General features: G+C 68.0%; 28 protein-coding genes. 19 read left to right on the top strand and 9 right to left on the bottom strand.

Annotation, left to right across the window (positions count from 1 at the left end; all coding sequences use genetic code 11):
- Positions 1 to 129 precede the first annotated feature (129 nt).
- The 3 genes from BR39_RS0102680 (at position 130) to BR39_RS0102670 (ending at position 1203) form a co-directional block, all read left to right on the top strand.
- On the top strand, positions 130 to 609 hold the full coding sequence (locus tag BR39_RS0102680) for an Hsp20 family protein (RefSeq protein WP_029907477.1): 480 nt from the start codon (positions 130 to 132) through the stop codon (positions 607 to 609).
- A gap of 16 nt (positions 610 to 625) precedes the next feature.
- Positions 626 to 889 (top strand): hypothetical protein, encoded by a 264-nt coding sequence (locus BR39_RS0102675; RefSeq protein WP_029907476.1) that lies wholly within the window; start codon positions 626 to 628, stop codon positions 887 to 889.
- Positions 890 to 963: 74 nt separating this feature from the next.
- The gene (locus BR39_RS0102670) at positions 964 to 1203 is read left to right on the top strand and encodes a hypothetical protein (RefSeq protein WP_029907475.1); all 240 of its coding nucleotides are present in this window, start codon (positions 964 to 966) and stop codon (positions 1201 to 1203) included.
- Between the two features lie 89 nt (positions 1204 to 1292).
- Here the strand turns inward: BR39_RS0102670 and BR39_RS0102665 are convergent, their stop codons facing one another.
- Positions 1293 to 1538, bottom strand: coding sequence for a hypothetical protein (locus BR39_RS0102665; protein ID WP_156035556.1), 246 nt, complete (start codon positions 1536 to 1538; stop codon positions 1293 to 1295).
- A 174-nt stretch (positions 1539 to 1712) separates the two neighbouring features.
- On the opposite strand from BR39_RS0102665, the gene BR39_RS0102660 reads away from it, so the two are divergent.
- The 6 genes from BR39_RS0102660 (at position 1713) to BR39_RS0102635 (ending at position 11313) form a co-directional block, all read left to right on the top strand.
- Positions 1713 to 3227, top strand: a complete 1515-nt coding sequence (locus BR39_RS0102660; protein ID WP_029907473.1) for an ATPase domain-containing protein — start codon at positions 1713 to 1715, stop codon at positions 3225 to 3227.
- Positions 3220 to 5247: a PAS domain-containing hybrid sensor histidine kinase/response regulator gene (locus BR39_RS0102655; RefSeq protein ID WP_035018192.1), complete on the top strand. Its 2028-nt coding sequence runs from the start codon at positions 3220 to 3222 to the stop codon at positions 5245 to 5247. Before BR39_RS0102660 ends, BR39_RS0102655 begins: the two co-directional genes overlap by 8 nt.
- Before the next feature lie 192 nt (positions 5248 to 5439).
- Positions 5440 to 6021, top strand: a complete 582-nt coding sequence (locus tag BR39_RS0102650) for an RNA polymerase sigma factor (RefSeq protein WP_029907471.1) — start codon at positions 5440 to 5442, stop codon at positions 6019 to 6021.
- The gene (locus BR39_RS0102645; protein ID WP_029907470.1) at positions 5996 to 6955 is read left to right on the top strand and encodes a FecR domain-containing protein; all 960 of its coding nucleotides are present in this window, start codon (positions 5996 to 5998) and stop codon (positions 6953 to 6955) included. Before BR39_RS0102650 ends, BR39_RS0102645 begins: the two co-directional genes overlap by 26 nt.
- Before the next feature lie 102 nt (positions 6956 to 7057).
- Positions 7058 to 10129, top strand: a complete 3072-nt coding sequence (locus BR39_RS0102640; RefSeq protein ID WP_156035555.1) for a TonB-dependent receptor — start codon at positions 7058 to 7060, stop codon at positions 10127 to 10129.
- A 74-nt stretch (positions 10130 to 10203) separates the two neighbouring features.
- Positions 10204 to 11313, top strand: coding sequence for a pectinesterase family protein (locus BR39_RS0102635; RefSeq protein WP_081916472.1), 1110 nt, complete (start codon positions 10204 to 10206; stop codon positions 11311 to 11313).
- A 98-nt stretch (positions 11314 to 11411) separates the two neighbouring features.
- On the opposite strand, the gene BR39_RS0102630 is transcribed toward BR39_RS0102635, so the two are convergent.
- Positions 11412 to 11831 carry a response regulator gene (locus BR39_RS0102630; RefSeq protein WP_051695099.1) on the bottom strand — a complete coding sequence of 140 codons (420 nt, stop codon included), beginning with the start codon at positions 11829 to 11831 and terminating at the stop codon, positions 11412 to 11414.
- Positions 11832 to 12115: 284 nt separating this feature from the next.
- Positions 12116 to 12994 carry an SDR family oxidoreductase gene (locus BR39_RS0102625; RefSeq protein ID WP_029907466.1) on the bottom strand — a complete coding sequence of 293 codons (879 nt, stop codon included), beginning with the start codon at positions 12992 to 12994 and terminating at the stop codon, positions 12116 to 12118.
- Between the two features lie 104 nt (positions 12995 to 13098).
- On the opposite strand from BR39_RS0102625, the gene BR39_RS0102620 reads away from it, so the two are divergent.
- Both BR39_RS0102620 and BR39_RS0102615 read left to right on the top strand, forming a co-directional pair.
- Positions 13099 to 13995: a LysR family transcriptional regulator gene (locus tag BR39_RS0102620; protein WP_029907465.1), complete on the top strand. Its 897-nt coding sequence runs from the start codon at positions 13099 to 13101 to the stop codon at positions 13993 to 13995.
- Positions 13996 to 14547: 552 nt separating this feature from the next.
- Positions 14548 to 14865, top strand: a complete 318-nt coding sequence (locus BR39_RS0102615) for a hypothetical protein (RefSeq protein ID WP_029907464.1) — start codon at positions 14548 to 14550, stop codon at positions 14863 to 14865.
- Position 14866: 1 nt separating this feature from the next.
- On the opposite strand, the gene BR39_RS0102610 is transcribed toward BR39_RS0102615, so the two are convergent.
- The 6 genes from BR39_RS0102610 to BR39_RS0102580 form a co-directional block, all read right to left on the bottom strand.
- Positions 14867 to 15472, bottom strand: a complete 606-nt coding sequence (locus BR39_RS0102610; RefSeq protein WP_029907463.1) for an alpha-ketoglutarate-dependent dioxygenase AlkB — start codon at positions 15470 to 15472, stop codon at positions 14867 to 14869.
- A gap of 10 nt (positions 15473 to 15482) precedes the next feature.
- Positions 15483 to 15866 carry a hypothetical protein gene (locus BR39_RS0102605; RefSeq protein ID WP_051695097.1) on the bottom strand — a complete coding sequence of 128 codons (384 nt, stop codon included), beginning with the start codon at positions 15864 to 15866 and terminating at the stop codon, positions 15483 to 15485.
- Complete coding sequence (locus tag BR39_RS25175; RefSeq protein ID WP_035018128.1) at positions 15859 to 16152, bottom strand: hypothetical protein; 294 nt, start codon at positions 16150 to 16152, stop codon at positions 15859 to 15861. The genes BR39_RS0102605 and BR39_RS25175 overlap by 8 nt, the downstream gene beginning before the upstream one ends.
- Before the next feature lie 3 nt (positions 16153 to 16155).
- Entirely contained in the window at positions 16156 to 16476 is a 321-nt protein-coding gene (locus tag BR39_RS26315; RefSeq protein ID WP_156035554.1) for a hypothetical protein, read from the bottom strand.
- A gap of 99 nt (positions 16477 to 16575) precedes the next feature.
- Positions 16576 to 16971, bottom strand: a complete 396-nt coding sequence (locus tag BR39_RS0102590) for a thermonuclease family protein (RefSeq protein ID WP_035018127.1) — start codon at positions 16969 to 16971, stop codon at positions 16576 to 16578.
- 407 nt (positions 16972 to 17378) lie between these two features.
- Positions 17379 to 17612: a hypothetical protein gene (locus tag BR39_RS0102580; protein ID WP_029907458.1), complete on the bottom strand. Its 234-nt coding sequence runs from the start codon at positions 17610 to 17612 to the stop codon at positions 17379 to 17381.
- Positions 17613 to 17969: 357 nt separating this feature from the next.
- Between BR39_RS0102580 and BR39_RS0102575 the strand changes: the two genes are divergently transcribed.
- The 8 genes from BR39_RS0102575 (at position 17970) to BR39_RS0102540 (ending at position 25735) form a co-directional block, all read left to right on the top strand.
- Positions 17970 to 18695 (top strand): hypothetical protein, encoded by a 726-nt coding sequence (locus tag BR39_RS0102575; protein WP_029907457.1) that lies wholly within the window; start codon positions 17970 to 17972, stop codon positions 18693 to 18695.
- 284 nt (positions 18696 to 18979) lie between these two features.
- Entirely contained in the window at positions 18980 to 19945 is a 966-nt protein-coding gene (locus tag BR39_RS0102570; RefSeq protein WP_051695095.1) for an ArdC family protein, read from the top strand.
- Between the two features lie 137 nt (positions 19946 to 20082).
- Complete coding sequence (locus tag BR39_RS0102565) at positions 20083 to 21909, top strand: ParB N-terminal domain-containing protein (protein WP_029907455.1); 1827 nt, start codon at positions 20083 to 20085, stop codon at positions 21907 to 21909.
- 735 nt (positions 21910 to 22644) lie between these two features.
- On the top strand, positions 22645 to 22971 hold the full coding sequence (locus tag BR39_RS0102560; protein WP_029907454.1) for a DUF736 family protein: 327 nt from the start codon (positions 22645 to 22647) through the stop codon (positions 22969 to 22971).
- Between the two features lie 191 nt (positions 22972 to 23162).
- A complete protein-coding gene (locus BR39_RS0102555; RefSeq protein ID WP_029907453.1) occupies positions 23163 to 23414 on the top strand; it encodes a helix-turn-helix domain-containing protein in 252 nt (83 codons plus the stop codon).
- Positions 23407 to 23928: a S26 family signal peptidase gene (locus BR39_RS0102550; RefSeq protein ID WP_029907452.1), complete on the top strand. Its 522-nt coding sequence runs from the start codon at positions 23407 to 23409 to the stop codon at positions 23926 to 23928. Before BR39_RS0102555 ends, BR39_RS0102550 begins: the two co-directional genes overlap by 8 nt.
- Positions 23916 to 24527: a lytic transglycosylase domain-containing protein gene (locus BR39_RS0102545; protein WP_029907451.1), complete on the top strand. Its 612-nt coding sequence runs from the start codon at positions 23916 to 23918 to the stop codon at positions 24525 to 24527. The genes BR39_RS0102550 and BR39_RS0102545 overlap by 13 nt, the downstream gene beginning before the upstream one ends.
- A gap of 161 nt (positions 24528 to 24688) precedes the next feature.
- A complete protein-coding gene (locus BR39_RS0102540; protein ID WP_029907450.1) occupies positions 24689 to 25735 on the top strand; it encodes an IS110 family transposase in 1047 nt (348 codons plus the stop codon).
- The last annotated feature ends 417 nt before the right edge of the window (positions 25736 to 26152 follow it).

The following is a 26152-nucleotide window of genomic DNA, read 5'->3' as shown; positions in this document are numbered from 1 at the left end:
CTCTTGACGGCCGTTCGACGCGAACTAATTGATCCGGTGCTTGCCGGGCGCCGACAGGGCCCTGCGGCCTGGGGCGCTCGAGCGCTTCGATGCGCCCCTCATGTCCAACTTGCTTTCGAGGAGATGGAAATGAGCACCGCTTTTGATTTTTCCCCGCTCTACAGCACCATGGTCGGTGTCGATCGCTTGGTCGATCTGGCGCAAGCCGCGCTGCGCGGTCACGAGGAAGGCGGCTATCCCCCATACGACATCGAGAAAACCAGTGAAAACGGCTACCGCGTTTCCGTGGCGGCCGCCGGCTTTGCGCGGGACGACCTGGAAGTCATCGCCCAGCCCAATCTCCTGGTGGTCCGGGGACGCAAGGTGCAAGCCGACAGCCAGACCGCGCGAACCTTCATCCACCAGGGGGTGGCGCGCCGTAATTTCGAGCGTCGGTTCGAGCTGGCCGACTATGTGGTGGTCAAGGAGGCCCGTCACGCGGACGGCGTCCTGACGATCGATCTGGTTCGGGAAATCCCCGAGGCGTCCAAGCCGCGGCAGATCCCGATCGGAACAAGCGGGGTGTCGCCTCTGGCGCTGAAGGCGCCGAAGGCGCGGCGCGCGGCCTAAGCACGGGGGAACGGCCATGCCCTTCTCCACGGCTGTTGCGGATCGCGCCTCACCTTGGCGGGTGCGACCCGCCGTCGGCTTTCTCCATCCGCTGGAGGTCGTCAAGGACGAGGACCTCGATCTTGCCGCCAAGCGCGAGATCCTGGCCGCCTGGGCTTCCGACGCCAGCGCGGTGGAGGATCAGCCCACTCAGAGATGGCTCTTGGGAACCCTGGCCCCGGTGGCGCTCAGCGAGGTGCTCGCCGCGCTTCGCCGCCTGGACGGCGCCGGGTTGTCTTGAGTTGGGGCGGACGGCCGGTCCTCGCTGGGCCGGCCGTCATCGGCCCGGAACCTCTAACCAGTTCAAAATCGATTATGCCGACTCATATCTATGTCGAGCCCGCCAGTGAAGCGTGGGCGGTTCTCAGCGACCTCAGTGACAACCCGATGATCTTCGCTACCGGCGCGAGCGCCGAGCAGGCCGCGCGTGCGCTCGCCCATCGCCTGGCTGACGCCGGCGAACCTGTCGTCCTGGAAATCAAGCTGCGTGACGGCGCCACTGCGGGGCGGTTCTTCTTTCCGCCACGTTCCATGGACGACGACATCGCCGCCTGACGAGCGGGTCATGTCGGCGCTAGGCCATTCTTGGGCGCAGCACGGGGTCCTGGACTTGGGCCGCGGTGGCGATCGGGCGCGGCGGGGTCTCAGCGCCGAGCGGCGGCTTGGGACACTTCGAACCGCTTCGGCGGGGCCCAGTCGTGATCGAAACCGGCCCGAAGTTCAAAGCCACGCGCCTTCAGGCGCTCCAGGGTTTCGTCGTCAACATCGCTGAGCCACAGCAAGTCCTCCCACGCGCGAAAAGGACCCCAGAACATCAATTGGCGCGCGATGTGCGCCTCTATGCCCGTGGCGGTGATGTCTTCGAGGCTGGCGCGGTTCAGATCGCTCATGGCGAGGAAGCGGCCTGCCAAGGCAAAGGTTCCCTCGCAGCCGCCGTGCTGACCCGTTCCAGCGGCACATTTTCCGGTCCGGAGAAACCTTGGCTTTAGCTCGCGAGTTAAAAGGCCGTGCAAAGCCTTTGAGGCGCTTGCCGATAAGTCCGAGACCCTGTGCCAGGAGCGCCTATGCAGATTGATCCGACCGCCAGCCAGTCCGAGCCGCGTGTGGCCACCGGGGTCCCTGGCCTGGATGAGATCCTGGGCGGCGGGCTGACGCGCGATCGCATCTATCTGATTGAAGGCACGCCGGGCTCGGGCAAGACCACCCTGGCCCTGCAGTTCCTACTCAAAGGCCGCGAGCTGGGCGAAAGCGGGCTCTACATCACCCTGTCGGAAACCGAGACCGAGCTGCGGGCCGCCGCGGCCAGTCACGGCTGGTCGCTCGACGGCATCGACCTCTTCGAGCTGGTCAGCGAGGAGGGCCTGGATCCCGACAGCGAACAATCGGTGCTGCATCCTTCCGACGTCGAGCTGGGCGAGACTACGCGCGGCGTCATGCGTCAGGTCGAGGAGACCAAGCCGCTGCGGGTGGTCTTCGACAGCCTGTCGGAAATGCGGCTGCTGGCGCAGAACCCGCTGCGCCATCGCCGACAGATCCTGGCGCTCAAGCACTTCTTCGCCACCCGTAAGTGCACGGTGCTGCTGTTGGATGACATGACCGCCGAAGATGGCGACCTTCAGCTCCACAGCATCGCCCATGGCGTCATCAGCCTGCAGCGCACCCCTCAGGAATACGGCGCGCAGCGTCGGCGCCTGGAAGTGGTCAAGATGCGCGGCGTCAAGTATCGCGGCGGCTTCCACGACTTCGAGCTGGACACCGGCGGCGTCACCGTCTTCGAGCGGCTGGTGGCGGCCCATCATCATGCTGACTTCACACACGAAGTCGTGTCGACCGGCACGCCGGGCCTGGACGCTCTGGTCGGCGGCGGCCTGTCGCGCGGCACCAATACGCTGATCAGCGGACCATCCGGCGTGGGCAAGACCACCACGGCGGTGCGCTGCGCCCTGGCCGCCCTGGAGCGTGGCGAAAAGGTCGCCTATTACCTGTTCGACGAGGGCCTGCCGACCCTTCTGACCCGTTCCAGATCATTGGGGATGGACCTCCAACCCTTCCTCGACAACGGCCAGCTTACGATCCGCGCCATCGATCCGGCTGAGCTGTCGCCGGGAGAGTTCGCCTTCCATGTCCGCGGCGCAGTCGAGCAAGTCGGCGCGAAGACTATCGTCATCGACAGCCTCAACGCCTATCTGCAGGCCATGCCGGGCCAGAAGTTCCTGCTGCTGCAGATGCACGAGTTGCTGACCTACCTGAACCAGCAGGGCGTCGTCACTCTGCTTATCCTTGGCCAGCACGGCTTCATCGGCGAAGTCCGCAGCGACATCGATCTGAGCTATCTGTCAGACAGCATCCTGCTGTTCCGCTTCTTCGAGGCGGCCGGCGCGATCCGCACGGCCATCTCGGCGGTCAAGAGCCGCACCACCGAGCATGAGAAGACCATCCGCGAGATCCGCCTGACCCATGATGGCATCGAGGTGGGCGAAGCCCTGACCGACTTCCAGGGCGTGATGTCGGGCCTGCCGTCCTACGAAGGCAAGGTGCCCATGCTCGGCCAAGGCGATGAGCCGCGCGCGCATGGATGAACGCATCCTGATCCTGGCGCCGCGAGGCAGGGATGCGCCGGTGATCGCCGAGACCTTGGCCAATCTGGGCCACCGAACGCTGATCTGTCCCAACCTGTCGGCGCTCACGCAGGCGCTGCGGGAGGACGCAGGGGCGGCCGTCCTGACCGAGGAGGCGTTGGCCGCCGACGCCACCGATACTCTTACCGCGTGGCTCGCCGCCCAACCGGCATGGTCGGACTTTCCGTTTATTGTCCTGGTCACCAAGCAGCCGGGCAAGCGCACCCAGGCCGATGCGGCGCGGTTGAGCGCGATCGGCAACATCGTGCTGCTCGAGCGGCCGATCAACGCCGAGACGCTGATCAGCGCGGCGGCCTCGGCGGTGCGTGCGCGTCGACGCCAGTACGTGGCCCGGGATCACCTGGTCGAGCAGGCCAAAGCCGAAGAGAAGCTTCGTTTTGCTCTGGACGCCGGTCAGCTTGGCGCCTGGGACCTCGACCTCGACAGTCGCCAGATCGCGGTGTCGCCCATGACCAAGGCTCACTTTGGCCGTAGCCCCGATGCCGAACTGACCCTGGCGCAGGTCGAGGCCGCGGTTCATCCCGATGATGCGGAGCGGCGTCAGGGCGGGCTTGAGGCCTTCGAGCGAGGCGAGGATTACGGCGTTGAATATCGCGTCGTCTGGCCCGACGGCTCGGTTCACTGGCTCCAGGTTCGCGGCCGCCCAGCCCCGGGCTTGCCGAGGCGCGTGTCGGGCGTGACGCTCGACATCACCGAGCGCAAGGCCGCCGAGGCGGCCTTGATGGCGATGAACGAAACCTTGGAAAAGCGGGTCGCCGAGAGCGTCCATGAGCTGCAGCGCTCCAATGCGCGGCTGCTCAACGAGATCGGCGAGCGCGAGCAGGCCCAGGCCGCCCTGGTCCAGGCCCAGAAGATGGACGCTATCGGCCAGCTGACCGGCGGCATCGCCCACGACTTCAACAACCTCCTGACCGCTATCGTCGGCAATATCGATATGATCGAGCGGCGCAGCGACGACGAGCGGATCAAGCGTATGGCCGCCAACGCCCGCGAGGGCGTGGAACGGGCCACCAAGCTGACGGCCCAACTCCTGGCGTTCTCCCGTAGTCAGCAGTTGGATCTGCAGCCCGTCGAGGTGGATGCGCTCATCGTGGGGATGGACGACCTTCTCACCCGCACCCTAGGGCATACGGTCGAGGTTAGAACGAACCTGCACGCTGGAATGACGCGCGCCAACGCCGACCCCAATCAGTTGGAACTGGCGATCCTCAACTTGGCGATCAACGCCCGCGACGCGATGGGGGAGGGCGGAACGGTGACGGTGTCCACCCGCTTGGCCGACGACTGGCACGAGGGCCTGCAGCCGGGCCATCATGTGGTTATCGCCGTCAAGGACACGGGGCATGGCATTCCGGCCGAGCTTTTGGCCAAGGTCTTCGACCCCTTCTTCACCACAAAGAGCGTGGGCAAGGGCACGGGCCTTGGCCTCAGCCAGGTCTACGGCATCGCCACCCAGTCTGGGGGCACTGTGCGGATCGACAGCACCGTGGGCATGGGCACGACCATCGAGATCTGGCTGCCGGTCAGTGACGCGGCCGAGCGCCTTAAGCCTAGTGAAATCCCCGCCGCGGAGACGCCGCTCAGCCAGGGCGAGCGAGTCTTGGTGGTGGATGATGATCCCGGTGTGCGGCGGTTCATCGTTCAATGCCTCAAATCGCTCGGCTACCACGTCACCGAAGCGTCCGGCGGCCAGGCCGGTCTGGATCGCATCGCCGAGGACCGCCCCGACCTGATGGTGGTGGATTTCGCGATGCCGGGCGTCAACGGCGCCCAGGTTGCGGTCCAGGCGCGTCAGGTCCTTCCCGCGCTCGCCGTCCTCCTGGTCACCGGCTACGCGGATGCGCAGGCGATCAAGGACTTGGTTCGTTCTGAGGCGGTGCTTCGCAAGCCGTTCAAGGTCAGCGACCTGGCGCTCGCCGTTCGACGCACGCTCGAGGAAAGCGAGCGCCATTCCGCATAGGTCATTTGCTCGATCGCCAGGCTCGTCTAGCGCCTTTGGAATGTCAGGTCTCAGCAGTGGGTCGGGAGTCCGCTGTTGGCGCCATGTTACCTTCACAAGCGGCGGCTGCGTTGCGTTGCCCACTTTGTTTGACGGAAACCTGCTCGCCGTGCATCGCTTCAGAAAAGACCCAAAGCCAGGCGAGGAAACCGGTTGCAGGATGGACGTGGGCGCATTGTTGCGTGGCTGGGGCGGGAGATTCTGCCCCATGAAGCCGACGTGCGCGCATGGCTTCGGCGATCCCTGGCCGCGGCGGGCGACGCCGACGACGTGATCCAGGAAGCCTATTGTCGGCTGGCCAACCTCGCCTCGATCGACCACATCGAGAATCCGCGGGCCTATTTCTTCCAGGCCGCGCGGAGCGTCGCCCTGGAGCAGATCCGGCGGGCGCGGGTGGTCCGCATCGAGACGGTGACGCAAATCGACGCGCTGAACGTCGAACTGGATGAGCCTTCGCCCGAGCGGATCGCCGGTGGGCGGCGGGAACTGGCCCGGGTGCAGCGCCTGATCGCGGCCTTGCCCGAACGGTGCCGACGCATCTTCGAGATGCGCAAGATCGAAGGCTTGCCGCAGCGCGAGATCGCCCGCCGCATGGGCGTGACCGAGCACGTGGTCGAGAATGAATCCGTGAGGGGGCTGCGCGCCATCCTCGCCGCCCTCGCCGAGGGCGAAACCAACCAAGACGCTGTCCCAAGGAGGTCGAGCTCTCATGATCGAACGCGAAAGCGCCGCTGACATCGAGGCGCAAGCCGTCCGATGGGTGGTTCGCGCCGATCAGGGCGAGCTGACCCTGGCGGAGCGAACCGAACTGGACGCCTGGCTGACGGGCGATCCTCGCCGCCAGGGCGCCCATGCGCGGGCCGAGGCCGCCTGGTTGATGCTGGACCGGGCGAAGGCGCTGGGCGGCGCCCCGGCGGAACGCTCGTTGTCCGAACGCGGACGGATGGGGCGCCGTCGCCTGCTGGCCGGACTGGGCGTGGCGGCGGCGGCCTGCGCGGCGATCGTCATCGCGCCTCGACTGCTGTCGGCGCGCTACGGCACCGCGCTGGGCGAAATCCGCCGGGTGCCGCTGTCGGACGGCTCGATGGCCGCGATCAACACCGACACCGTCCTGGACGTGACCATGCGGCCTCGGCTGCGGCAGGTGAAGCTGGACAAGGGCGAGGCCTGGTTCCAGGTCGCCAAGGACCCGCAGCGTCCCTTCGTGGTCGAGAGCGGGCCGGTGCGGGTGCGGGCCGTGGGCACGGCCTTTTCGGTGCGCCGCCGCGAAGGCGGATGCGATGTCCTCGTGACCGAAGGCGTGGTCGAGGCCTGGTCGCAGGACGTCGGCGGCGCGCCCCGCCGCGTCGGGGCCGGCGAGCGGATCTTCGTCAGCGACGAGGTCGGGCCCGCCAACCCCGCCGTCGCGCCGATCGACATCACCCGCAACCTGGCCTGGCGGGAAGGGCAGATCGTGCTGGACGGCGAAGCCTTCGCCACCGCCGCCGCCGAATTCAACCGCTACAACGCGCGCAAGATCGTCATCGCCGATGACTCGATGGCCGACGAAAAGCTGGTCGGCTGGTTCCGCACCAACGAGCCGGAAAGCTTCGCCCGGGCGGCCGCCAGCAGCTTCGGCGGCAAGGTGACGGTGCGCGGCGACGTGATCCTGGTCGAGGCCGGCGAATAATTTTTTTGCCGGTGTCTGACGGAAACCGGTTTCCGCCGCATCGCTCAAGACAGGTGCTCCAAGAGGCGCCGTCGGAAAAACAGATCATAGGGAGGGCGCCGCATGGGTCATTCGCGGTACGAGTACACCAGAACATCCTTGATGCTGGCCGCGGGCGCGACTGCCCTGCTGGTCGCCAGCCAGGCGCAGGCGCAAGCGCAAGCGCGCAAGTTCGACGTGCCGGCCCAATCGGCGGCCACCGGCATTCCCCAGTTCGGCAAGCAGGCGGACCTGCAGATTCTGGCGCCGCAGGCCGTGGTCCAGGGCAAGCGCGTGAACGCCGTGCGGGGCGCCTATTCAGTGCCGGACGGCCTGACCCGTCTGCTGCAAGGCGGCGATCTCGTCGTGGTCTCCAATGACGGCCGCACCGCGGTGCTGGGGCAGAAAGCCAGCGTCCAACTGGCCTCGACGGCTCCCGTCGCGCTGCCGCAGGACGCCGCTCCCGCGTCGGCCCCGGTCGCCGACGACCAGAGCTCCGAGGTCGAGGAAGTGGTGGTCACCGGCTTCCGCGCCAGCCTGGGCAGCGCCCTCAGCGTCAAGCGCCACGCCAACGGCGTCGTCGACGTCATCAAGGCCGAGGACATCGCCGATTTCCCCGACGCCAACCTGGCCGAGTCCATCCAGCGCGTGCCGGGCGTCTCGATCGCCCGCGACGCCGGCGAAGGGCGTCAGATCACCGTCCGCGGCCTGGGCCCCCAGTTCACCCGTGTGCGCATCAACGGCGTCGAGGGGCAGAGCACGACCAGCGGCACCGACAGCTCGGGCGGCGCGAACCGTAACCGCTCGTTCGACTTCAACGTCTTTGCCTCGGAGCTGTTCAACAGCATCACCGTGCGCAAGACCGCCTCGGCCCAGACCGAGGAAGGCTCGCTGGGCGCGACGGTCGACCTGCAGACCGGTCGCCCGTTCGACTACAAGGGCAGGACTTTCGTGGTCTCGGCCCAGGAGGGCTACAACGACCTGTCCAAGTCCTGGGACCCGCGTCTGGCGGTCCTGGCGTCCGACACCTGGTTCGACGGCAAGCTGGGCGCGCTGGTCTCGGTGGCCTACACCGAGCGCAACCTGCTTGAGGAAGGCCACGGATCGGGCGGCTGGCTGAACGGCACGGAAGTGGGCGGCTACAGCCCCGCCTCGACCTTCACCCAGGCCAGCCAGGCCAACGTCTTCTCGCCGCGCTTCCCGCGCTACGGACGCCTGACCCATGACCAGAAGCGCCTGGGCGTGACCACCTCGGTGCAGTTCCGCCCCGACGAGAACACCCTGATCAGCGCCGACTTCCTTTATTCGGACTTCAAGGCGACGCGCGAGGAGAACTGGCTGGAGGCGCTGTCCTTCGCCCGTAACGCTTCACAGGGCGGCCGGCCCGAGATCATCGTCCGCGACGGCGCCGTCAACGCCAAGGGCGACATGGTCTACGGCCTGTTCGACGACGTCGACATCGAGAGCGAAAGCCGTTTCGACAAGCTGGACACTAAGTACACCCAGGCCACTTTCAACGTCGAACATCAGTTCGGCGAACGGCTGAAAGTCACCGGCCTGGTCGGGTTCTCCAAGTCCGACATGGACAATCCCGTCCAGACCACGGTGATCATGAACCGCGAGAACTCCGATGGGTTCTCGTACGACTACCGTCCCGATTCCAACCTGCCGCTGATCAACTACGGCTTCGACGTCAACGATCCGCTGGCCTACAACTTCGGCGCGGCGCGCTCGGAAATCCGCCTGCGCCCGCAAGGCGTGGTCAACAAGATCGGCACCGCCCAGCTCGACGGCGACTATCGCCTGAACGACAGCCTGCACCTGAAGGTCGGCGTCAACTTCAAGGACTACAACTTCGATTCCTGGGCCATGGCCCGGGTCAACGAGTCGATGGTCCCGACCCTGCCGGCCGGCGTCACCCTGGCCAGCCTGACCAAGACGGTCTCGGGCTTCGGCAAGAACCTGGGCGCGCCGTCTGGCGTGCCGACCTCGTGGTCCGCCCCGGACCTGAACGCGTTCGCCAAGCTGTTCAACATCTATAACGGCCAGGGCCTGTTCGAGCTGAGCGGCGCCAGCAACGCCAACGCTCGCGGCAACATCCGCAGCGTCGAGGAGAAGGACTCCGCGGCCTACGCGCAGCTGGACTTCAACAGCGACCGCTTCGCCTGGCCGATCCGCGGCGACGTCGGCGTGCGCTACGTCAAGACCGAGCAGAGCTCGACCGGTTACCAGCTGGTGGCTGGCGCGGCCCAGCAGGCCACCGTCGATCGCGAGTACGACGACTGGCTGCCGGCCCTGAACGTCACGGCCGAGGTCACGCCCGACTTCCTGCTGCGCTTCGGCGCGGCCAAGGTGATGACCCGTCCGAACCTGGGCAGCCTGACGCCGGGCGGCAGCCTCAGCACGGTGGGTGTGTTCAGCGTAAGCTCGGGCAATCCGAACCTCGAGCCGATCCGGGCTACGACCTACGACCTGTCGGCCGAATGGTATTTCGCCAAGGACGCCCTGCTGTCGGTCGGCCTGTTCTACAAGGACATCGACACCTACATCCAGACGTCGCGGATATCGCAGCCGTTCAGCGCTTCGGGGCTGCCGGCCAGCCTGCTCGACGGCCTGGGCGTCTCGGTCAACGACACCTTCCTGTTCAGCCAGCCGGTCAACACCAAGGGCGGCCCGCTGAAGGGGATCGAGATCAGCTACCAGCAGCCCTTCACCTTCCTGCCGGGCTTCCTGACCCACACCGGGGCGATCTTCAATGTCACCGTGGTCGATTCCAAGATCGACTACATCTCGTCGCGCTCGCCGACGGGCTTCGTGCAGGACGACCTGGTCGGCCTGTCGAAGAACGCCTTCAACGCGACGATCTACTACGAGGATGATCGGTTCAGCGCGCGGGTGTCTGGCGCCTATCGCGACAAGTATCTGACGGCGGTGCCCAGCGGGACCAGCACCAACGACGTCGACGGGGTGCGCGACACGTTCACCGTCGACGCCTCGGTCAGCTACGCGATCAACAAGCGCCTGAAGCTGACGTTCGAGGGGCTGAACCTGACCGACGCGTTCAACGACCAGTACACCGACAGCCAGCGGGACAGTGTCTACGTCTACTCGCACACCGGTCGGCAGTACAATTTCGGCCTGCGATACGCGTTCTAGGCTTCCTCCTCCCGAGGAATGGGCGTCGGCCGCTTGTCCCGGTCGGCGCCCGCCTTTTTACCTTTGAGGCTCTAATGCGAACTGTTCCTGTGACGCGACGCGGGCTTCTGGCGGGGGCGGCCCTGGCCGTCACGCCGAGCCTGGCCCTGGCTGGGCCGCGCTATGACGCGGTGCTCAAGCGCGCCGACGATCCCCGCCGGTTTTCAACTCCGACCTTCGCCAAGCTCTCGGAGGCGGTCGCCGCGGCGCCGGCCGACGGGACGCGGCCCTTCCAGATCCTGGTCACGCGCGGGCTTTGGGACGAGCAGGTCGTGATCGACAAGCCGTTCGTCCATCTGATCGGCGAGGACCGCAAGGGCTCCGTCATCAGCCACCTGGCCGCGTCCGGCCTGACCGCGCCCGACGGCAAGCGCTGGGGCACCTTCCGGACGCCGACCCTGTTCGTGCGCGCGCCGGACTTCGTGGCGCGTAGTCTGACCATCCAGAACACCTTCGACGGCCTGGCCGAGATGAGCAAGCCGGGCGGTCTGCATTCGCACGACGGCGCGGGGCCGCAGGCCGTGGCGCTGATGCTGGACAAGGGCAGCGACCGGGCACGCCTGACCGAGGTCGACATCCTCGGCTATCAGGACACCTTGTTCCCCGACGCTGGCCGCAGCCTGTTCGAGCGCTGCCTGATCGCCGGCAGCTACGACTTCATCTTCGGCGCGGGCCGGGCCTGGTTCGAGCAATGCGAGATCCGCTCGCGCCCTCGGCCGGTCGATCCTGTCGACGGCTACATCGTCGCGCCCAGTACGCCGATCGAGCAACCCTTCGGCTTCGTCTTCCATCGCTGCCGGTTGACGGCGGACCCGGGCGTGAAGCGCCACAGTGTCTATCTGGGCCGGCCCTGGCGTCCCTCCGGCGTCTTCCCGGACGGCCGCTACGGCGACCCCCGCTTCGTGGGCGCGACGGCGTACCTCGACTGCTGGATGGACGACCACATCGCGCCGGAAGGCTGGACCGAGATGTGGTACACGGGCCGGGACGGCAATCCGCGTACGATGCTGCAGCCCGAGAGCGTTCGGTTCTCGCAGTTCGCCGCCCATGGCCCCGGCGCCGCCGCGCTCGGTCGGGGGCGCTGGCTGTCCCGCGGCGAGGCTCGCGCCTATCGGGTCGATACGGTGCTTTCGGGCTGGAGGTGAACGGCAGGATTGCGGCCGGATATTAGGGTCCGCTATTGGCGCTGCGCGGTCGGCAATGCAGACCTCCGGATCGGCGGAGATGGGTGGCTAGCGGAAGTTCACATTTGCCTGCCATGCGGCCCATGAACGTCGGGCGTCAGCAACTCGCTCATGACGCTAAGCAGTTTCAATGGAGAGTAGGGCTTGCATAGGAAGCGCACTCCGGGCGGAAGATCGCTCGAGCGCGGCGTGTATCCGCCGCTGGTGACCACGATCTTAACCTCAGGCCTGCGATTGGCGACCTGACGCGCCAAGCCTAGGCCGTTGAGCGTCCCGGGCATGTCGACGTCGGTGAGGATGGCGCCGATATCCGGCTTGGCCATTAGAAGCTCCAAGGCTTCCTGTGCATTTGCGGCCTCCAGGCTGGAGAAGCCGCCAACCTCAAGAAAGTCGCAAGCAAGCAGGCGTGCGAGCGCCTCGTCTTCTACAACGAGGACGGAGACCGTCGCCCTGGCCGGGCCGACTGCATCGGTTGTCATGATAGCGCCCCGCCGACAATGACTTGGAATTCCAAACGCAAAGAGTCGGATACCCGACAAACTCCCGTATTGGCTTTTGGTTGCGGCGGATTTCAAATGGTCGGGCGAGACGTCGCTGGGCCAACGCGCAACTAACCAGCGATGCGGACGCCCGCAATGGGTCGATCTCGCCCATGCGTCTGGGGCGCTGAATGTCCGGTTGCTGGAGGTGCATCAACGTCAGCAACTGGCGCCAAGCGAGCAGAGGGCGGCCAGCGCTGGCCGCCCCCAATTCCCAGCTGCACCTAAGCCTGCTTCATCTCAGCCGCCAATTCGAGGGCGAAATCGCGATAGCTGTACAGCGGGCGGCCCAGGATCGCGGTCAGGCGCTCGATGTCGCCGTTCTCCGGGATCATGCCGTCGCTGACGAAGCGTTCGGCCATCAGGCGCATCTCGTAGGCCATCCACTTGGGCATGAAGGCCGCCGCGTTCTGCTCGAAGCCGCTGGGATCGTCACCGCCGTAGACGACCGGCCGGCCCAGTACGTCCGACCAGATCGCCGCCACGGCCGCCCCCGTCAGCGTGTCGGGCCCGACGAGGTTCAGGGTTTCGACCGGCAGCCTGCTCGGCGACTGGTCGTGGCGGATCAGCTCGATCGCGGCGACCTCGGCGATGTCTCGCGCGTCGGCCATGGCGACGCCCTTGGCCCCGATCGGCATCGGATAGACGCCGTGGTTCAGGACCACGTCCTTGATCGTCAGGTCGTTGTCGATGAAGTAGGCCGGCCGCAGGATCGTGGCGGAAAAGCCCATCTGCTGGATCATCCGCTCGGCGCCGAACTTCACGGCGAAGTGCGGCACGTCCACGAACCGGTCGGCGTGCAGCACCGACAGGTAGACGACCCGCTCGACGCCGCACTCGCGAGCGATGTTCAGGGTGATCAGCGCCTGGGTGAATTCGTCGCCCGCCACGGCGTTGAGCAGGAACAGGGTGCGTACGCCCTTGAAGGCGGACCGCAGGGCGTCGATGTCGAGCAGATCGCCCTTGGCGATCTCTACGCGGGTGTCGAAGTCGGCCTTAGCGGGATCGCGGACCAGGACGCGGACCTTGGCGTCGCGCTGGATCAGTTGCTGAACGACTTGTCGGCCGACACGGCCGGTGGCGCCCGTAACGAGGATGGTCATGGGGAAATCTCCGGGTTGGGGTGGGTGGACACCCGGAAAATGATCGATCCACCCGGAAGCCAATAGTCGCTAGATTTGGACAAACCGTCTCACTGGTGGAACACATGGACCTGCTCGCCCTCGCTGATTTCAACTTGGTCGCTAGGCATGGCGGCTTCGGCCGCGCTGCCCGCGAAACAGGCCGCCCCAAGGCCACGCTGTCACGGCGGGTCTCCGAGCTGGAAGCCAGGCTGGACCTGCGCCTGTTGGAGCGCGGCGGGCGGACGTTGAAGCTCACCGAGGAAGGCCGAGCGCTCTTCGCTCGTACGGGCGCTCTGCTGGCCGAGTTGGACGAAGCCGCCGCCGCGATCGCTTTCGGCGGCGGGACGCCGCGCGGCCGCCTGCGGATCAGCGCGCCGCTGCTGTTCTCTCAAACAGCCATGGGCCGCCTGGCCGCCGCGTTCGCCCTGGCGTTCCCCGAGGTGCGACTGGAAGTGACGACCGACGACCGCGCGGTGGATATGGTCGAGGAGGGCTATGACTTGGTGATCCGGGTGAACCCGAACCCGGACGCGGGCCTGATCGGCCGCTTCTTCCTGCGCGATCGCCTGGTCGTTGTGGCTAGCCCGGACATGGCGCGACCGGTGGACGGTTCATCCGTACGGGCCGTCGTCCGTGGCGCGGGAGCTGACGCCGAGACCTGGGATGTAACGACCTCGGACGGTCCTTCCAGGATCGCGGTCGAGCCCGTCTTGCGCCTGTCGTCGCTGATCATGGTCCGCGACGCGGTGCGGGCCGGCGTCGGGATCGCCCGCCTGCCGATTTCGCTGGTCAGTCACGACCTGGACGCCGGCCGACTGGTCACCTGGGGTGGCGTCGTTGGATCGGAGATCGCGCTGTGGGCGCTCTATCCGTCCCGTCGACTGCTCAGTGCGCGTGTCTCCGCCTTTCTGGATCATCTCAAGGCCGCGTTTCCAACCGGCGCGCCTGAAGAGCTCGCGAGGTACGTCGAGATAGGCTGAAGCTTGCGGGAAGAGGATCAACCAATCACTCTGGCGCCGAGTAGCAGGTCGGCTTTTAGAGCGGAGCGCAATGTCCGCTCGTGGCACCTTGCCGGCCGGCAGATGGTTCAGCGAGGTCCTCATCTTGGGTCCGTGCGAGGCGACCATCAGGCTTGCTCCAGGGCCGCAGCGGCCGTGGCGGTGAGCAGGAAAAGGCGGCTCGGCTGTGAGGGGAATGGGCGACAGCCGCAAGCTTAGCCGTCGCTAGAAAATGGACGATGTCGCGGGCGAAGCGCTCGGTCACCACTGATATCGCTCGGGTGCGCGGCATCCAAGGCTACCAGCCGCCCAAGTGGCTGACGCTGATTACCGTCGACATCGGCGCTGAGGTGACAGCTAGCATCGCCGCCACCGACGGCTCACCCGACTTGGTGCTGCGCGCGCCCGCGCCGATGTTCCATGACGTGCCCTCCCAATCCCGCCTGGGCTCCAACGCCTCGGACCGAGAAAGGATTCCGTGGACGACGACGGTGGACGCTCGCCCTGGCCATCGACGGCGCGTATCATCGTCCGGTGCAAGACCATCTCGACCTACAAGGCGCGTCCGGCGCGACCTACCGCTTCCGGCTCATCCCTGAGCCGGGCCAACTGCCGGCAACCTCGGGGAATTTCGCCTACGTACGCTGGCGCGGCGCGACGCCCCAGGTGTTTTGCCTCGGCGCGGTCAACAACCTCGGTTCAGCCGGCCGCGATTGGGACGAAGCGGTTCGCGCCCACGGGGCGTCGGGCCTCTATGTCCGGCTGAACGTGGCGCGCGCGGTCCGTGACGAGGAGCATGCCGACCTTTTCGAGAAGCACCGGCCGCCCATGGTCTCGCGCGCTGAGGCCTAGGTCAGCGTCGCGGGCCGGAACGCGGTTGAGAAGGCACGGTGCGGAACGTCACCGAATAACGCAGCGCCTCGACCTCGGGGATGCTGTGCTGCCAGTCGCTGCGCGAAGGTCCGCTCATCAGGTAGGCCGAGCGGGGCGCGGCGATGATCGAGGCGCGGTCCCACTTGTCGCCGGCCTTGCGGCGCAGGCGGAAGGTGCAGGGAGACAGTAGCGAGACGCCGGCGATGGCCACGGCGGGCGGGCGGTCGCGATGCCAGCCGATGCCGGCGCCGGGCGCGTATTCGGTGACCAGGGCGTGGCGGAAGCTTCCAGCGGACAGGCCCGTGAACGCCGCGACCTTGTCCAGCAGAGGCGTGAGGAAATCCGGAACGCCTTCGCCGGTCTCGACCATGGCGCCGTCGGCGCCGCGTCGCCAGCCAAACGCGGCCACGCGGCGATTGCCCAGATAACCCAGGTGTTCGTAGGGTTCGAAGTCGAGGTGTTCGAACTGGCGAACCAGGGCGCTCTCCTCGTCGGCCGTGATCAGGTGTGGCTGATAGCGGAACCCGTCTGGAAGGGGGCGACGCGGGGCCAGCGGCAGGTCGAATAGTGCGGGCTGCAGGTCCATGGGCGTTCCGTCAGCGGGTGGGTTGTGCGGCCGGCGTCCAGCCGTAGCCGTAGTCGGTGGGGTTCAAGCCTGTATCGAGCAGCAGGGAGATGGTGGCCCAACGGCGGCGTTCGGCGTCACCGGGGTCTATTACTCCCGACATCGTCATGATCGGCATGCGGCCGGGACATCGTGGGCAGGGCAGACGGGCCTGGATCTCGGTCATGGTGCAATTAAGATAACGCCGCGCCCGGCCCAGCATCGTGTCCCGACGCCAGGTCTTGCCCGTCCCGCAGTACTGGCAGCGAAAGCCGATCTCCCAGCCGCGTTCGAGCGCGTCGATCAGCCGGGCGCCGGCGAAGGCCGGATCGAGCTGCGCGGCCTTGCGGCGATCGGCGTCGCTGGGCTCAGGCATGGGGCGGCGGATCCACGCGCCGGATGGCGCGCCAATACGACCAGGGCTTGGCCCTGATCCGCTCCATCTCGAACCAGCCTTCCTCGCCTTCGAACGCCGGCACGTGCTCGGGCGAGACGAAGCCGACCCGCGAATTGCCGCGACCCGTACCGCCGGGATGAAGGAAATGCAGAGTCCTGGAAGTCTTGTCCTGGGCGTAGGCGCGCACGCGCGTCAGCTTCATGACCCGGCGGCCGTGGCGCGTCGCCGCGAGCGCCAGGGACGGGAAGGGTTGTTGCTGGGCCATCGCTCAGTCGTAGAGCGAGGCGGCGAACCGGGTCTTCAGCCCCGAACAGCCTGCGGGGCCCGGCCAGACTTCGAACCGGCCCTGGCGGCGACCGCAGGGGCAGCGCAGGCGGTCGGTGAAGTTGACGATGGAGATGTCGCCCAGCCGGCGCTCGAGCCAGGCCGTCGCGTCGAACTCGGCCGTCTCGCCGCAGTCGCAGAGCATCCGGAGGTGACGGTCGGGGCCGACGCACTCGGCTAGGGTTTCGATATCGGCTTCGAACGGGATGTGGACCGATGCGCAGGCGCGCGGCGTCGCACGCGGATTTGCGTTTGGGGTGGGCATAGCGAACTCCGATGTTGCTTATATGTTCTCCTTGGTGACGTGAGAGTCAATCGGCTCGTCGGCGCGTCGACCTCGCACCTGTGGGCGGCGTGTGGATGACTAGGGATGCTTCCAGGCGCCGCGGCCGGCGCGGCGCGCCTCGTCTTCGGCCGCGGCGTAGGCGCCCTTGCTGTAGCGTCGATATTCGGTGGCCAAGCCCGAGCGGATCAGGGCGGCGTTGACGTCGGGGCTGGCGTCCGACCAGCAGCGGCCCACGAACCGGCCATAGCGGTCGCGATCGACGAAGCGGCATCCGACCCGTCCTCGCGTCAGGCGGATGAGTTCGTCGCGGGCCTCGTAGGCCAGCGGCTCGGCGGGGGTCTTGCCCCGCCGGACCTCGGGCGCGTCGACGCCGAAAAGGCGCACGCGTTCGGAGCCGCAGCGCAGGGTGTCGCCATCGTGAACGGCCGGCGCGGTGCAGGCGATGATGGAGGCGAGGGCGGCGGCGGGGAGCATGGCGCGCCTTGTAGGCGAAGTCGCCGGCAAGGGGGAAGAGAGCACCCCAACCGTCCCGACGGATTTTGGTCGACAGCGGGGATCATCTGCGGGACCGCTATCGCTTGGTCACGATCGCCGGGGCGATCCCGGGCGGCCAGCCGGTCTGGTTGCGGAGGGGGCAGGGCGGAACAAGCTGTCCTTCGGCGACGAGGAGTTCCTGGTTCTCAGGCCGCAGGCCGCCGCGGACGGCGTCGCGGTGGCGCGGGATGGTCTGGCGCTCTTGTCCGACGCCGCCATCGTTCACGGTTATGCGTTTTGGGACGGCTCAGGTTCTCCCTTTAGCGGGCGCTGTGACCTGTCTGCTTGGGCATACGAAAAGGGCGGCCTTGTTAGGCCGCCCATTGAGTCCGCCGCTCCTGGTTGGGTCAGGCGAGCAGGTCCAGCCAGTGGCTCAGGCACTCCAGCGCGTAGTAGGCGACCGGGGCCAGGTTGATGGCGAACCACATCGCCACTAGGGCCTGGGCCGCCAGACGGTCCCGGCGGCTGGCTTCGGCCTCGGGGCCGAAACGGGGGCGCTCGGACAAATCCTTGCGCAGCGTGTGCGTCGCATGGATGACAACAAGTGGCAGGAGCGGCAGTTGGAAGATTTCGAGCGTCATGGCGTCACCTGGGCTGAAAGGTCGTTGGTAATCCTTTCTTAAGACTTTCGGCGCTCATCTCATCAAGCATTCGGAAAGGCACTTGGTATGGTTAAGAAGACTTTTCATCTTTCTGTATAAATCTATCTGGTGGAGACGAAGTATTATAAATATCGTTTAAGTTCTCGCGTTTTCTATTAAGTCTTCCAAAAAACAATAGAATTTGCCAAATTGACCCTGCGGCTGAGCGGGACCATGGGCGAAGTCAATGACAACACGCGAAGGGACCGGATTGCGCGCCTGTTCGGGGCAACGCGCGATAGCGTCCTGCTGCCCAAGTTGATGGCCGCGCCGGCGTGCGCTCATCACCTGGTCCCTGTGCTTTATCCGATCGCCAAGTGCCGGGGTCTGGCCAACGACATCTACAAGGTGATGGGCTCGCGGATCGCTGACCTGAACGTCGATCTGTCGGCCCAGTACTTTCGCATCAACGCCTCCAACGCCCTGAAGGGTCTGACCCTGGACGTCGTTGACGCGATGTTCGCGATCATCGAGGACTTCCTGGACCTGGGTGGGGATATGCGCACCGCCCCGGATGGCTACGCGAAGGTGCGCCACGACTTCGTGAGCCATGTGGGGATCACCGGACAGGCCCACGCGGTGGCGACGGCCTCCAACTACTATGTCGAGGTCGTCGAGGCCTGTCGGCGCCGTAGCAGCCAGCGCATGATCGCCCTGCCGACCGTGCTGGAGCGTCTGGGCTTCGAGCGAGGCGACATCGAGGGCGTCTGCCTGGCCGCCGATTCCGAGCGCGGCGAGGTCTATGATAAGGCCTTTGGCCTGCTGACCGGGCTCCTGGAGGGCTACGACGGCAGCGGCGAGATGCGCGGAGCCTGCAAGATCACCCGCGCCGCCGCCGAGTTCCTGCACCGCGTCCTGCAGGACCTGGCGCTCGCGCGCAAGGCGGCCGGGACCTCGTTCAAATTGCTGTTCAGCGATGAGGCGGGCGTGGGGCCGCGCCAGGGCCAATCCACCCGCAGCCTCTGGCTCGACAGCGGCAATTTCATCTCCCACCACGACTTCTCCAGCGCCGCGGCGGCCTGAAGCCCTAGAGCGCTCGGTGGCTGCCGGCCTTCGGCCGGGCGCGGCCATCGCGCTCGCGCGCGATGACTTTCCTTGTTTTCCTTTCCCCTGAAACGGGGGTGGGCGGCGCGCCCTTCTAGGCCCGCCTTAGGCGACGGCAAGCCGGCCAAGCGGCCGGCTCCTCCACTTTCGTTTCGGCCCTTCGGGTGCCGTCTCCCGCCGGCGGGCCTCTTCGGCCGCTCTTCGCCGCCCACCCCCCTTTCCGGTGAAAGGATGCGGGTTTGGGGCGGGGAAGGAGCCCGCTCATGCGCCCCACCGGCCAACGCTCTAGGCCCGCCGCCACGCCCTCCCGGCGGGGGGACGTCAGCCTCTACGACGAGGTCACGCACCGGATCATCGACCAACTGGAGGCCGGGCGCCTGCCCTGGGTCCAACCCTGGGGCACGGTCGGCGGCGCGGCCCTGTCCCTGCCGCGCAACGGGATCACCGGGCGGCGCTATTCGGGGGTCAACATCCTGCTCCTATGGGGCGCCGTCATCGAGCACGGCTTTCCCTCGCAAGGCTGGCTGACCTTCAAGCAGGCCCTGGCCGCCGGGGGCTGCGTGCGGCGTGGCGAGCGTGGGACCACCGTGGTCTTCGCCGATCGCTTCACGCCCAAGGCCGAGCAGGAGCGGGCCGCGCGCGACGGCGACGAGCCCGGCAAGGTCTCGTTTCTCAAGCGCTTCACCGTCTTCAACCTGGTCCAGTGCGAAGGCCTGTCGGGCGTCGATCCCGAACCCGCGCCGCCGCCCGAGCGGCAGGCGATCCCCCATGCCGAGGCGCTGATCGCCGCCACGGGCGCGGACTTCCGCGTCGGCGGGCCGCGCGCCTTCTATGATCCTTTGTTCGACTACGTGCAGGTGCCGCCGCAACCGGCCTTCACCGACCAGATCAACTACTACCGCACCGCCTTCCACGAGCTGTCGCACTGGACGGGCCACCGCTCGCGCCTGGACCGCGACCAGTCGGGCCACCGGGGCGGCAAGGCCTACGCGCGCGAGGAACTGGTCGCCGAAATGGGCGGCGCCTTCGTCTGCGCCAGCCTCGGCGTCGTCCCCACCGTTCGCCACGCCGACTACATCGGCGCTTGGCTGGAGGTCTTGGCCGAGGACAACCGCGCCATCTTCCGCGCGGCCTCGCAGGCCTCCAAGGCCGCCGACCTGCTGCTGTCGTCCGCGGGCGGGCCTTCGCCCGAGCCCGTCGCCGGGCCGCAGGCCGCCATGGCCGCCTGATCCCGTCCTTCCGTGCGCCGGGATCATTTCCGGCGCCGGTCGACCGCGCCAATCCCGGCGCATCCCCGGCGCCGCCCTGGCCTGGACAGCATCACGGACGGGGCCGGTTCCACCCCTGGAAGACAGGAGCAGCCGTTATGAAACTCGCTTTCGCCGACCCCCGCAACATGACGATCTCGCCGCTCAACATGCACTACGGACGACCCAAGCCCGACGTGTCGGACATCCGGCCGTCGATCCGCCAGCACGGAGTCCTGCTGACCATGCTGGTCCTGGAAACGATCAGGGACGGCGCCGTCGTCCCCGGTCATTTCGAGGTCGTGGCCGGGGCGCGCCGCTGGTACGGCGCCATGGACGAGATCGCCGCCGGGATCGAGATCGACCCGGTTCCCATCGCCATCCTGGAGGCGGGCGACGACGCGGCCGCCATCGAGGCCTCGCTGATCGAGAACCTCGGACGCCTGCCGCCCGACGAGGTCTCGTGCTGGGAGACCTTCGCCAAGCTGATCAAGAAGGGCCGCAGCCCCGAGCAGATCGCCGCGACCTTCCACATGACCGACGCGGTGGTCAAACGCACCCTGGCCCTGGGTAACCTTCTGCCGCGCGTGCGCGACCTCTATCGGCGCGAGGCCATCGAGCTGGCCACCGTCCGTTCCCTGACCCTGGCCACCAGGAGCCAGCAGAAGGAATGGCTGGCCATGCTGGACGATCCCGAGCGCCGCGCCCCGACCGGCGCCCAACTCAAGACCTGGCTGTTTGGCGGGGCCTCGATCCCGAGCGCCAACGCCCTGTTCTCGCTGGACGACTACCCCGGTCAGATCATCGCCGACCTCTTCGGCGAGGACAGCTATTTCACCGACCCGGACCTGTTCTGGACCCACCAGAACCAGGCCATCGCCGCCAAGCGCGAGGCCCTGCTCGCCGAGGGCTGGAACGCGGTGGAGGTGTTGGAGACGGGCCGCTCGTTCGAGTCCTGGAAGCACGAACGGGTCTCCAAGGCCAAGGGCGGCAAGGTCTTCCTGGCCGTCAGTTCGCGCGGCGAGGTCACGGCGCACGAGGGATGGCTGAGCGCCAAGGAGGCCCCGCGCGCCCAGGCCGCCGCCGCCAAAGCGGCGCGCGGCGAGGGCGGCGAAGCCTTGCCGACCACCGACCGCGCGGAGGTCACCAGCGCGCAGCAAAGCTATATCGACCTGCATCGCCACGCCGCCGTGCGCGCGGTGCTGATCGATCATGCGGGCGTGGCCTTGCGTCTGCTCGTCGCTCACGCCGTGGCCGGATCGCCGCTCTGGCGCGTCGAGGCCGATCCCCGGCGCGCGGGCAACGAGGCGGTGTCGGCCAGTCTCCAAGCGGCTCCCGCCGAAACGACCTTTCGGGCCATGCGCGACGCCGCCGCCGCGCTGCTGGGCCTGGAGGCCGATGGCGATCTGGCCGGGCGGCGACGCCAGGGCGGCGCGGCGGCGATCTTCGCCAAGCTCCTGTCCTTGTCCGACGCCGACGTCCTGGCGGTCGCCGCCGTGGTCATGGGCGAGACCCTGGCCGCCGGGAGCGCGGAGGTCGAGGCGGCGGGGCTTCACCTGAAGGTCGACATGGCCGCGTTCTGGAGCCCGGATCAGGCCTTCTTCGACCTGATCCGTGACCGCGAGGCCGTCAACGCCATGCTCAAGGAGGTCGGTGGCAAGAAGGTCGCGGACGGCAATCTCGCTGAGAAGGTCAAGACCCAGAAGGCGATCCTTCGCGACTTCCTGGAGGGGACGAACGACCGGCCCAAGGTCGCCAATTGGATCCCCAGATGGCTGACCTTCCCGGCCCAGGCCTATACGCGCCGCCCGTTCGCGACGGCGCGGCGGAGCAAGGCGGTCGCCCCGATGTTGCGCGGCGTGCGCCTGCCCAAGCCCGCCGAGGCTCCATCTCCGGCCACGGCGTTGGCGGCCGATCCGAACCTGGCCATCCTCGCGGCCGAATGAGGGGAGGGGCGGGCCACGGCCCGCCCCCTTTTCGTTTCCTCGCCCCCGCGTCCTTCGGATGCGGGGGCTTTTTCTTGCGGCCTTGGCGGCATTGGGCGGGCGGCGCGGGGACGGTCCGGTCAGTCCTCGAAGGCTCCAGGTCAGGGCGAAGACGTCGCCGTCCTGGCGCGACGGGCGAGGCGGATTTTATGTCGGAGGCGCGCGGGCCGATGTCGGGACGGGCCAGGTTCAGGCCGACATGGTCCTGGCCCTTGACCAGGCCGACGTTGTTCCAGCCGGCGCCGATCTCGATCCCGGCCGCCACGATCCGGTGGTCCGGACAGGCGGCGAGGGCTCGTCGCCGACGGGCGATCTGGAGACCGGCGAAGGTGGCGGGGTGAGGGCGCCGGCTCTTGAAGACGCCGGCTTGCGTCGCGGGCGTCGAGGCCGCGCGGGCGGTCATGGCGGTGGTCCTTGGCGCGACCCGCCCTGGACGAACCCCAGACGATGGCTTGGACCCTATGGGCGCCCCGTCCCGCCGTGAACCGTCGCGTCGACCTTTTTTCCCCGCCGCCCCCAAAGCGGGGGCGGCTCCTCGCGCCCGCTTGGCTCCAAAAAAGCCCGTCGCTCGGGTCCTGCGCTGCGCTGCGGCCCTCCGGACCAGCGGTCCTGCGGGTCAAGGCGGGACGGAGCGCCCATGACGGGGCGCCTGTCGCCGGGGATCGGCCCCGACGCAACACTGAAAGGACCACCGCCATGACCGCCACCCTCGGCCACGTCACCCGCTCGGAAACCGGCGCCTTCAAGGGCCAGCTCCGCACGCTCAACATCCGCGCCGACATCGAGATCGTGCCCGTCCGCGACAAGCCCTCGCCCGCCCATCCGGACTACCGGGTCGTGGCGTCCGGGATCGAGATCGGCGCCGGCTGGAACAACGTCGGCCTGGTCAAGGGCCAGGACTATGTCGGCCTGAACCTGGCCCATCCCGACATCGGCCCGCGCACCTACAAGGTCAAACTCGGCCGCGCCGCCGGCCAGGACGACGACGACGTCTTTGCCCTGATCTGGAACGCCGAGGACTGACCGGACCCGCCCCCGCGCCGCCCGGCGCGGGGGCCACCGCCCGCCCAAGGCCGCCAAGACCGCGGGAGGAACGATTTTCCAAGGCGCGTTTGCGTACGTCCCGCCCGCGCGCTCGCCCCTGTGTGCTCGCCCGTGCGCGGCCAGACCCCCCTTCAACCGCCGCGCCCCACCACGGGATTGGGAGCACGGCGATGATGGACGAAGACGACGCGATCAAACGGGCCGCCCGCGCGCGAAAGGGCAGCCCGTTCCTCAACACCGCCCAGGCCGCCCACTATGTGGGCCTGGCCGAACGCACGCTGGAGACCATGCGCGGCCAGGGCCAGGGGCCGGCCTTCCGGCGCCATGGGCGGTTCATCCGCTACCACATCGACGACCTGGACGCCTGGTCGCGCCGCAACGGTTCACGCCGCGACGCGGCCGGGGAAGGCCGCCATGTCTAGCCGTCTGCCCATCCCGCGCGGCCACGCCCTGGCCGCCGTGGCCGCCGCCGCCCTGGTCGCCCTGGCCGCGCCGCTGGTCTTCGATCCCGCCCCGCGCCTGGTCTGGAACGCCAGCGCCAGCGCCCCGGTGGGCCTGTGGCGGGTCAGGCCGGGCGCGCCGATCCGCGTGGGCGATCACGTGCTGGCGCACGCGCCGCCCGCCGCGCGGCGACTGGCCGCCCAGCGCCATTATCTCCCGGCCAACGTGCCGATGATCAAGGCCGTGGCCGCCGTCTCGGGCGACGAGGTCTGCGCGGTCGGGCCGAGGATCCGGGTCAACGACCGGCCCGTCGCCGTGCGGCGCGCGGCCGATCGCCGGGGCCGCCAGCTGCCATGGTGGTCGGGGTGCGGGCGGCTGTCGGACGGCGCGGTCCTGCTGCTCAACCCCGCGCCGGACTCCTTCGACGGGCGGTATTTCGGGCCGGTGGGCAAGGGCGCGGTGATCGGCCGGGCGACACCGCTATGGCTGCCCTGATCGCCGTCGTGGCGCTCGTCGCGGCGAGCCCGGCGACGTCCGCGCGTATCGAACAATGGCGTCCATGGATCGCCCTGGCGGCCCAGCGGTTCGACGTTCCCCAGGCCTGGATCGTGGCGGTGATGCGCGCAGAAAGCGGCGGGCGAACCCACCTCGGCGGCGTCCCGATCACCTCGCGCGCGGGGGCCATGGGTCTGATGCAACTGATGCCCGGGACCTATCGGGAGATGGCCAGGACCCATGGTCTTGGTCCTGATCCCTACGATCCGCGCGACAACATCCTGGCGGGCGCGGCGTATCTTTCGGTCCTGCGCGCGCGGTTCGGCTACCCCGGCCTGCTGGCCGCCTACAACGCCGGACCCGAGCGGTACGCGGCCCATCTGAGGACCGGCCAGCCGCTTCCGGCCGAGACGCAAGCCTACATCAGAGGCCTATCGCGCACGCCGGGTGAGGCCGCCTTGCCGCCCGCTGTGTTGTCGGGAATGCGATTGTTCTTTCGGCTCGATCCCCACGGCCCGCCGCCCACGCCGGGCGCTGCGCCCGCGCCTTCGGCCGGGCTCTTCGTCCCTCGGTCGACGCAAGGGATGGAAGGGCCCTGATGGGGAAGATCGAGGCTGGAAGGGGAGGGGGAAGAGGGGCGCGTAATGCCGCGGTATTCGGCCGGCCATCGCCCGAGGTGGCTGCGCTGCCGAAACCGCCGTCCCAGCGCACACTGCCCGCCGCCGGCGCTGGGCCGGCGCGAGGCAGAAGGCGCGCGGTCATGGAGCTTTTCGCGGGATTGGACGTGTCGATCGACGAGACGGCGGTATGCGTCGTCGATGCGGCTGGGGAAGTGGTGATGCGCGCCAGCGTGGCCACCGATCCGCAGGTCATCGCCCAGGCGCTGGCGCCGTTCGCGGCCAGCCTGCGGCGGGTCGGGCACGAGGCCTGCGCCCTGTCGCCGTGGCTGCAACCGGGCCTGAAGGCGCTGGGCCTGCCGGCGGTGTGCCTGGAGACCCGTCACGTGCGCGCGGCGATGGCCGCCCAGCGCAACAAGACCGACGCCACCGACGCGCTCGGCCTGGCGCATCTGATGCGCACGGGGTGGTTCAAGACCGCCTACGTCAAGACCGACGCCTGCTACCGCCTGCGCCAGGTCCTGACCCAGCGCCGCGCCCTGAAGCGCAAGTTCCTCGACCTGGAGAACACCATCCGCCACTCGCTGAAGAGCTTCGGCGTGCGGCTCAACAAGGTCGGCCGCGTCGGCTTCGAGGCGGCGGTGCGCGAAGCCTGCGCCGACGATCCGCTGACCGCCGAGCTGATGGACGCCATGCTCGAAGCCCGCGCGGCGCTGTGGCGTCAGTACCTCAAACTCCACGCCATGGTGCTGCGCTTGGTGGCCGGCGACGAGGTCTGTCGGCGGCTGATGGAGATCCCTGGCGTCGGGCCGATCACCGCCCTGACCTTCGTCACGGCGATCGACGATCCGGCCCGCTTCCGGCGCTCGCGCGATGTCGGCGCCTACTTCGGCCTGACCTCCAAACGTTGGCAGTCGGGCGCCTCGATCGACATCCAGGGCCGCATCAGCAAGGCCGGCGACGCCGAGGTGCGGCGCAGTCTCTACGAGGCCGCCAGCGCGATGCTGACCCGCTTCAAGGGCCAGACGCGGCTGAAAGCCTGGGGCCAGAAGCTGGCCAAGCGCTGTCACAAGAAGGCCGTGGTGGCCGTCGCCCGCAAGCTGGCGGTGATCATGCACGCCATGTGGCGCGACGGCACGGTCTACGAGGACGCGCCGCTCTCGGCCGTGGCCGCCAGGCCCGTCTCATGACCCCGAAAGCTTCGATCGGCGGCCCGTCCCGGACCCTCTGATCGCACGGACTCCGCTGCGGCGGAGAAGGAAGGATGCATGACCAAGGACAGCGGGAAGCACGATATCTTGCCTGCGGACGGAGCCCTCCGACACCGCGCGCGAATGCCTGTGACGATGCCCCGCCCATCCGATCGCCAGGTGCGCCGCCAGGCCCCCGCAGCCGCTCCGTCGGCTCTCCAAACGGGCCAGGCTGAGCGCGGACTAATGCACGGCGCATCCCGACTTCACCCCTCCGCAGTCCGTCCAGACGATCCGAGATCTCGCCAGGATAGCTGGCGGCGATGCAGCGTTTTTAGGTTAGGGTGGCGAAGTTCCTGCAAGAGGAGAGCACGATGTCTGGAGCCAAGAAGGGCCCACGCACGAGAACGAATACTA

The sequence above is a fragment of the Caulobacter sp. UNC358MFTsu5.1 genome, from assembly GCF_000712075.1.
In the GTDB taxonomy this organism is placed as follows: Bacteria; Pseudomonadota; Alphaproteobacteria; order Caulobacterales; family Caulobacteraceae; genus Caulobacter.
Note: the sequence above shows the minus strand (reverse complement) of the source record. Positions and strands in the feature narration are given on the sequence as shown.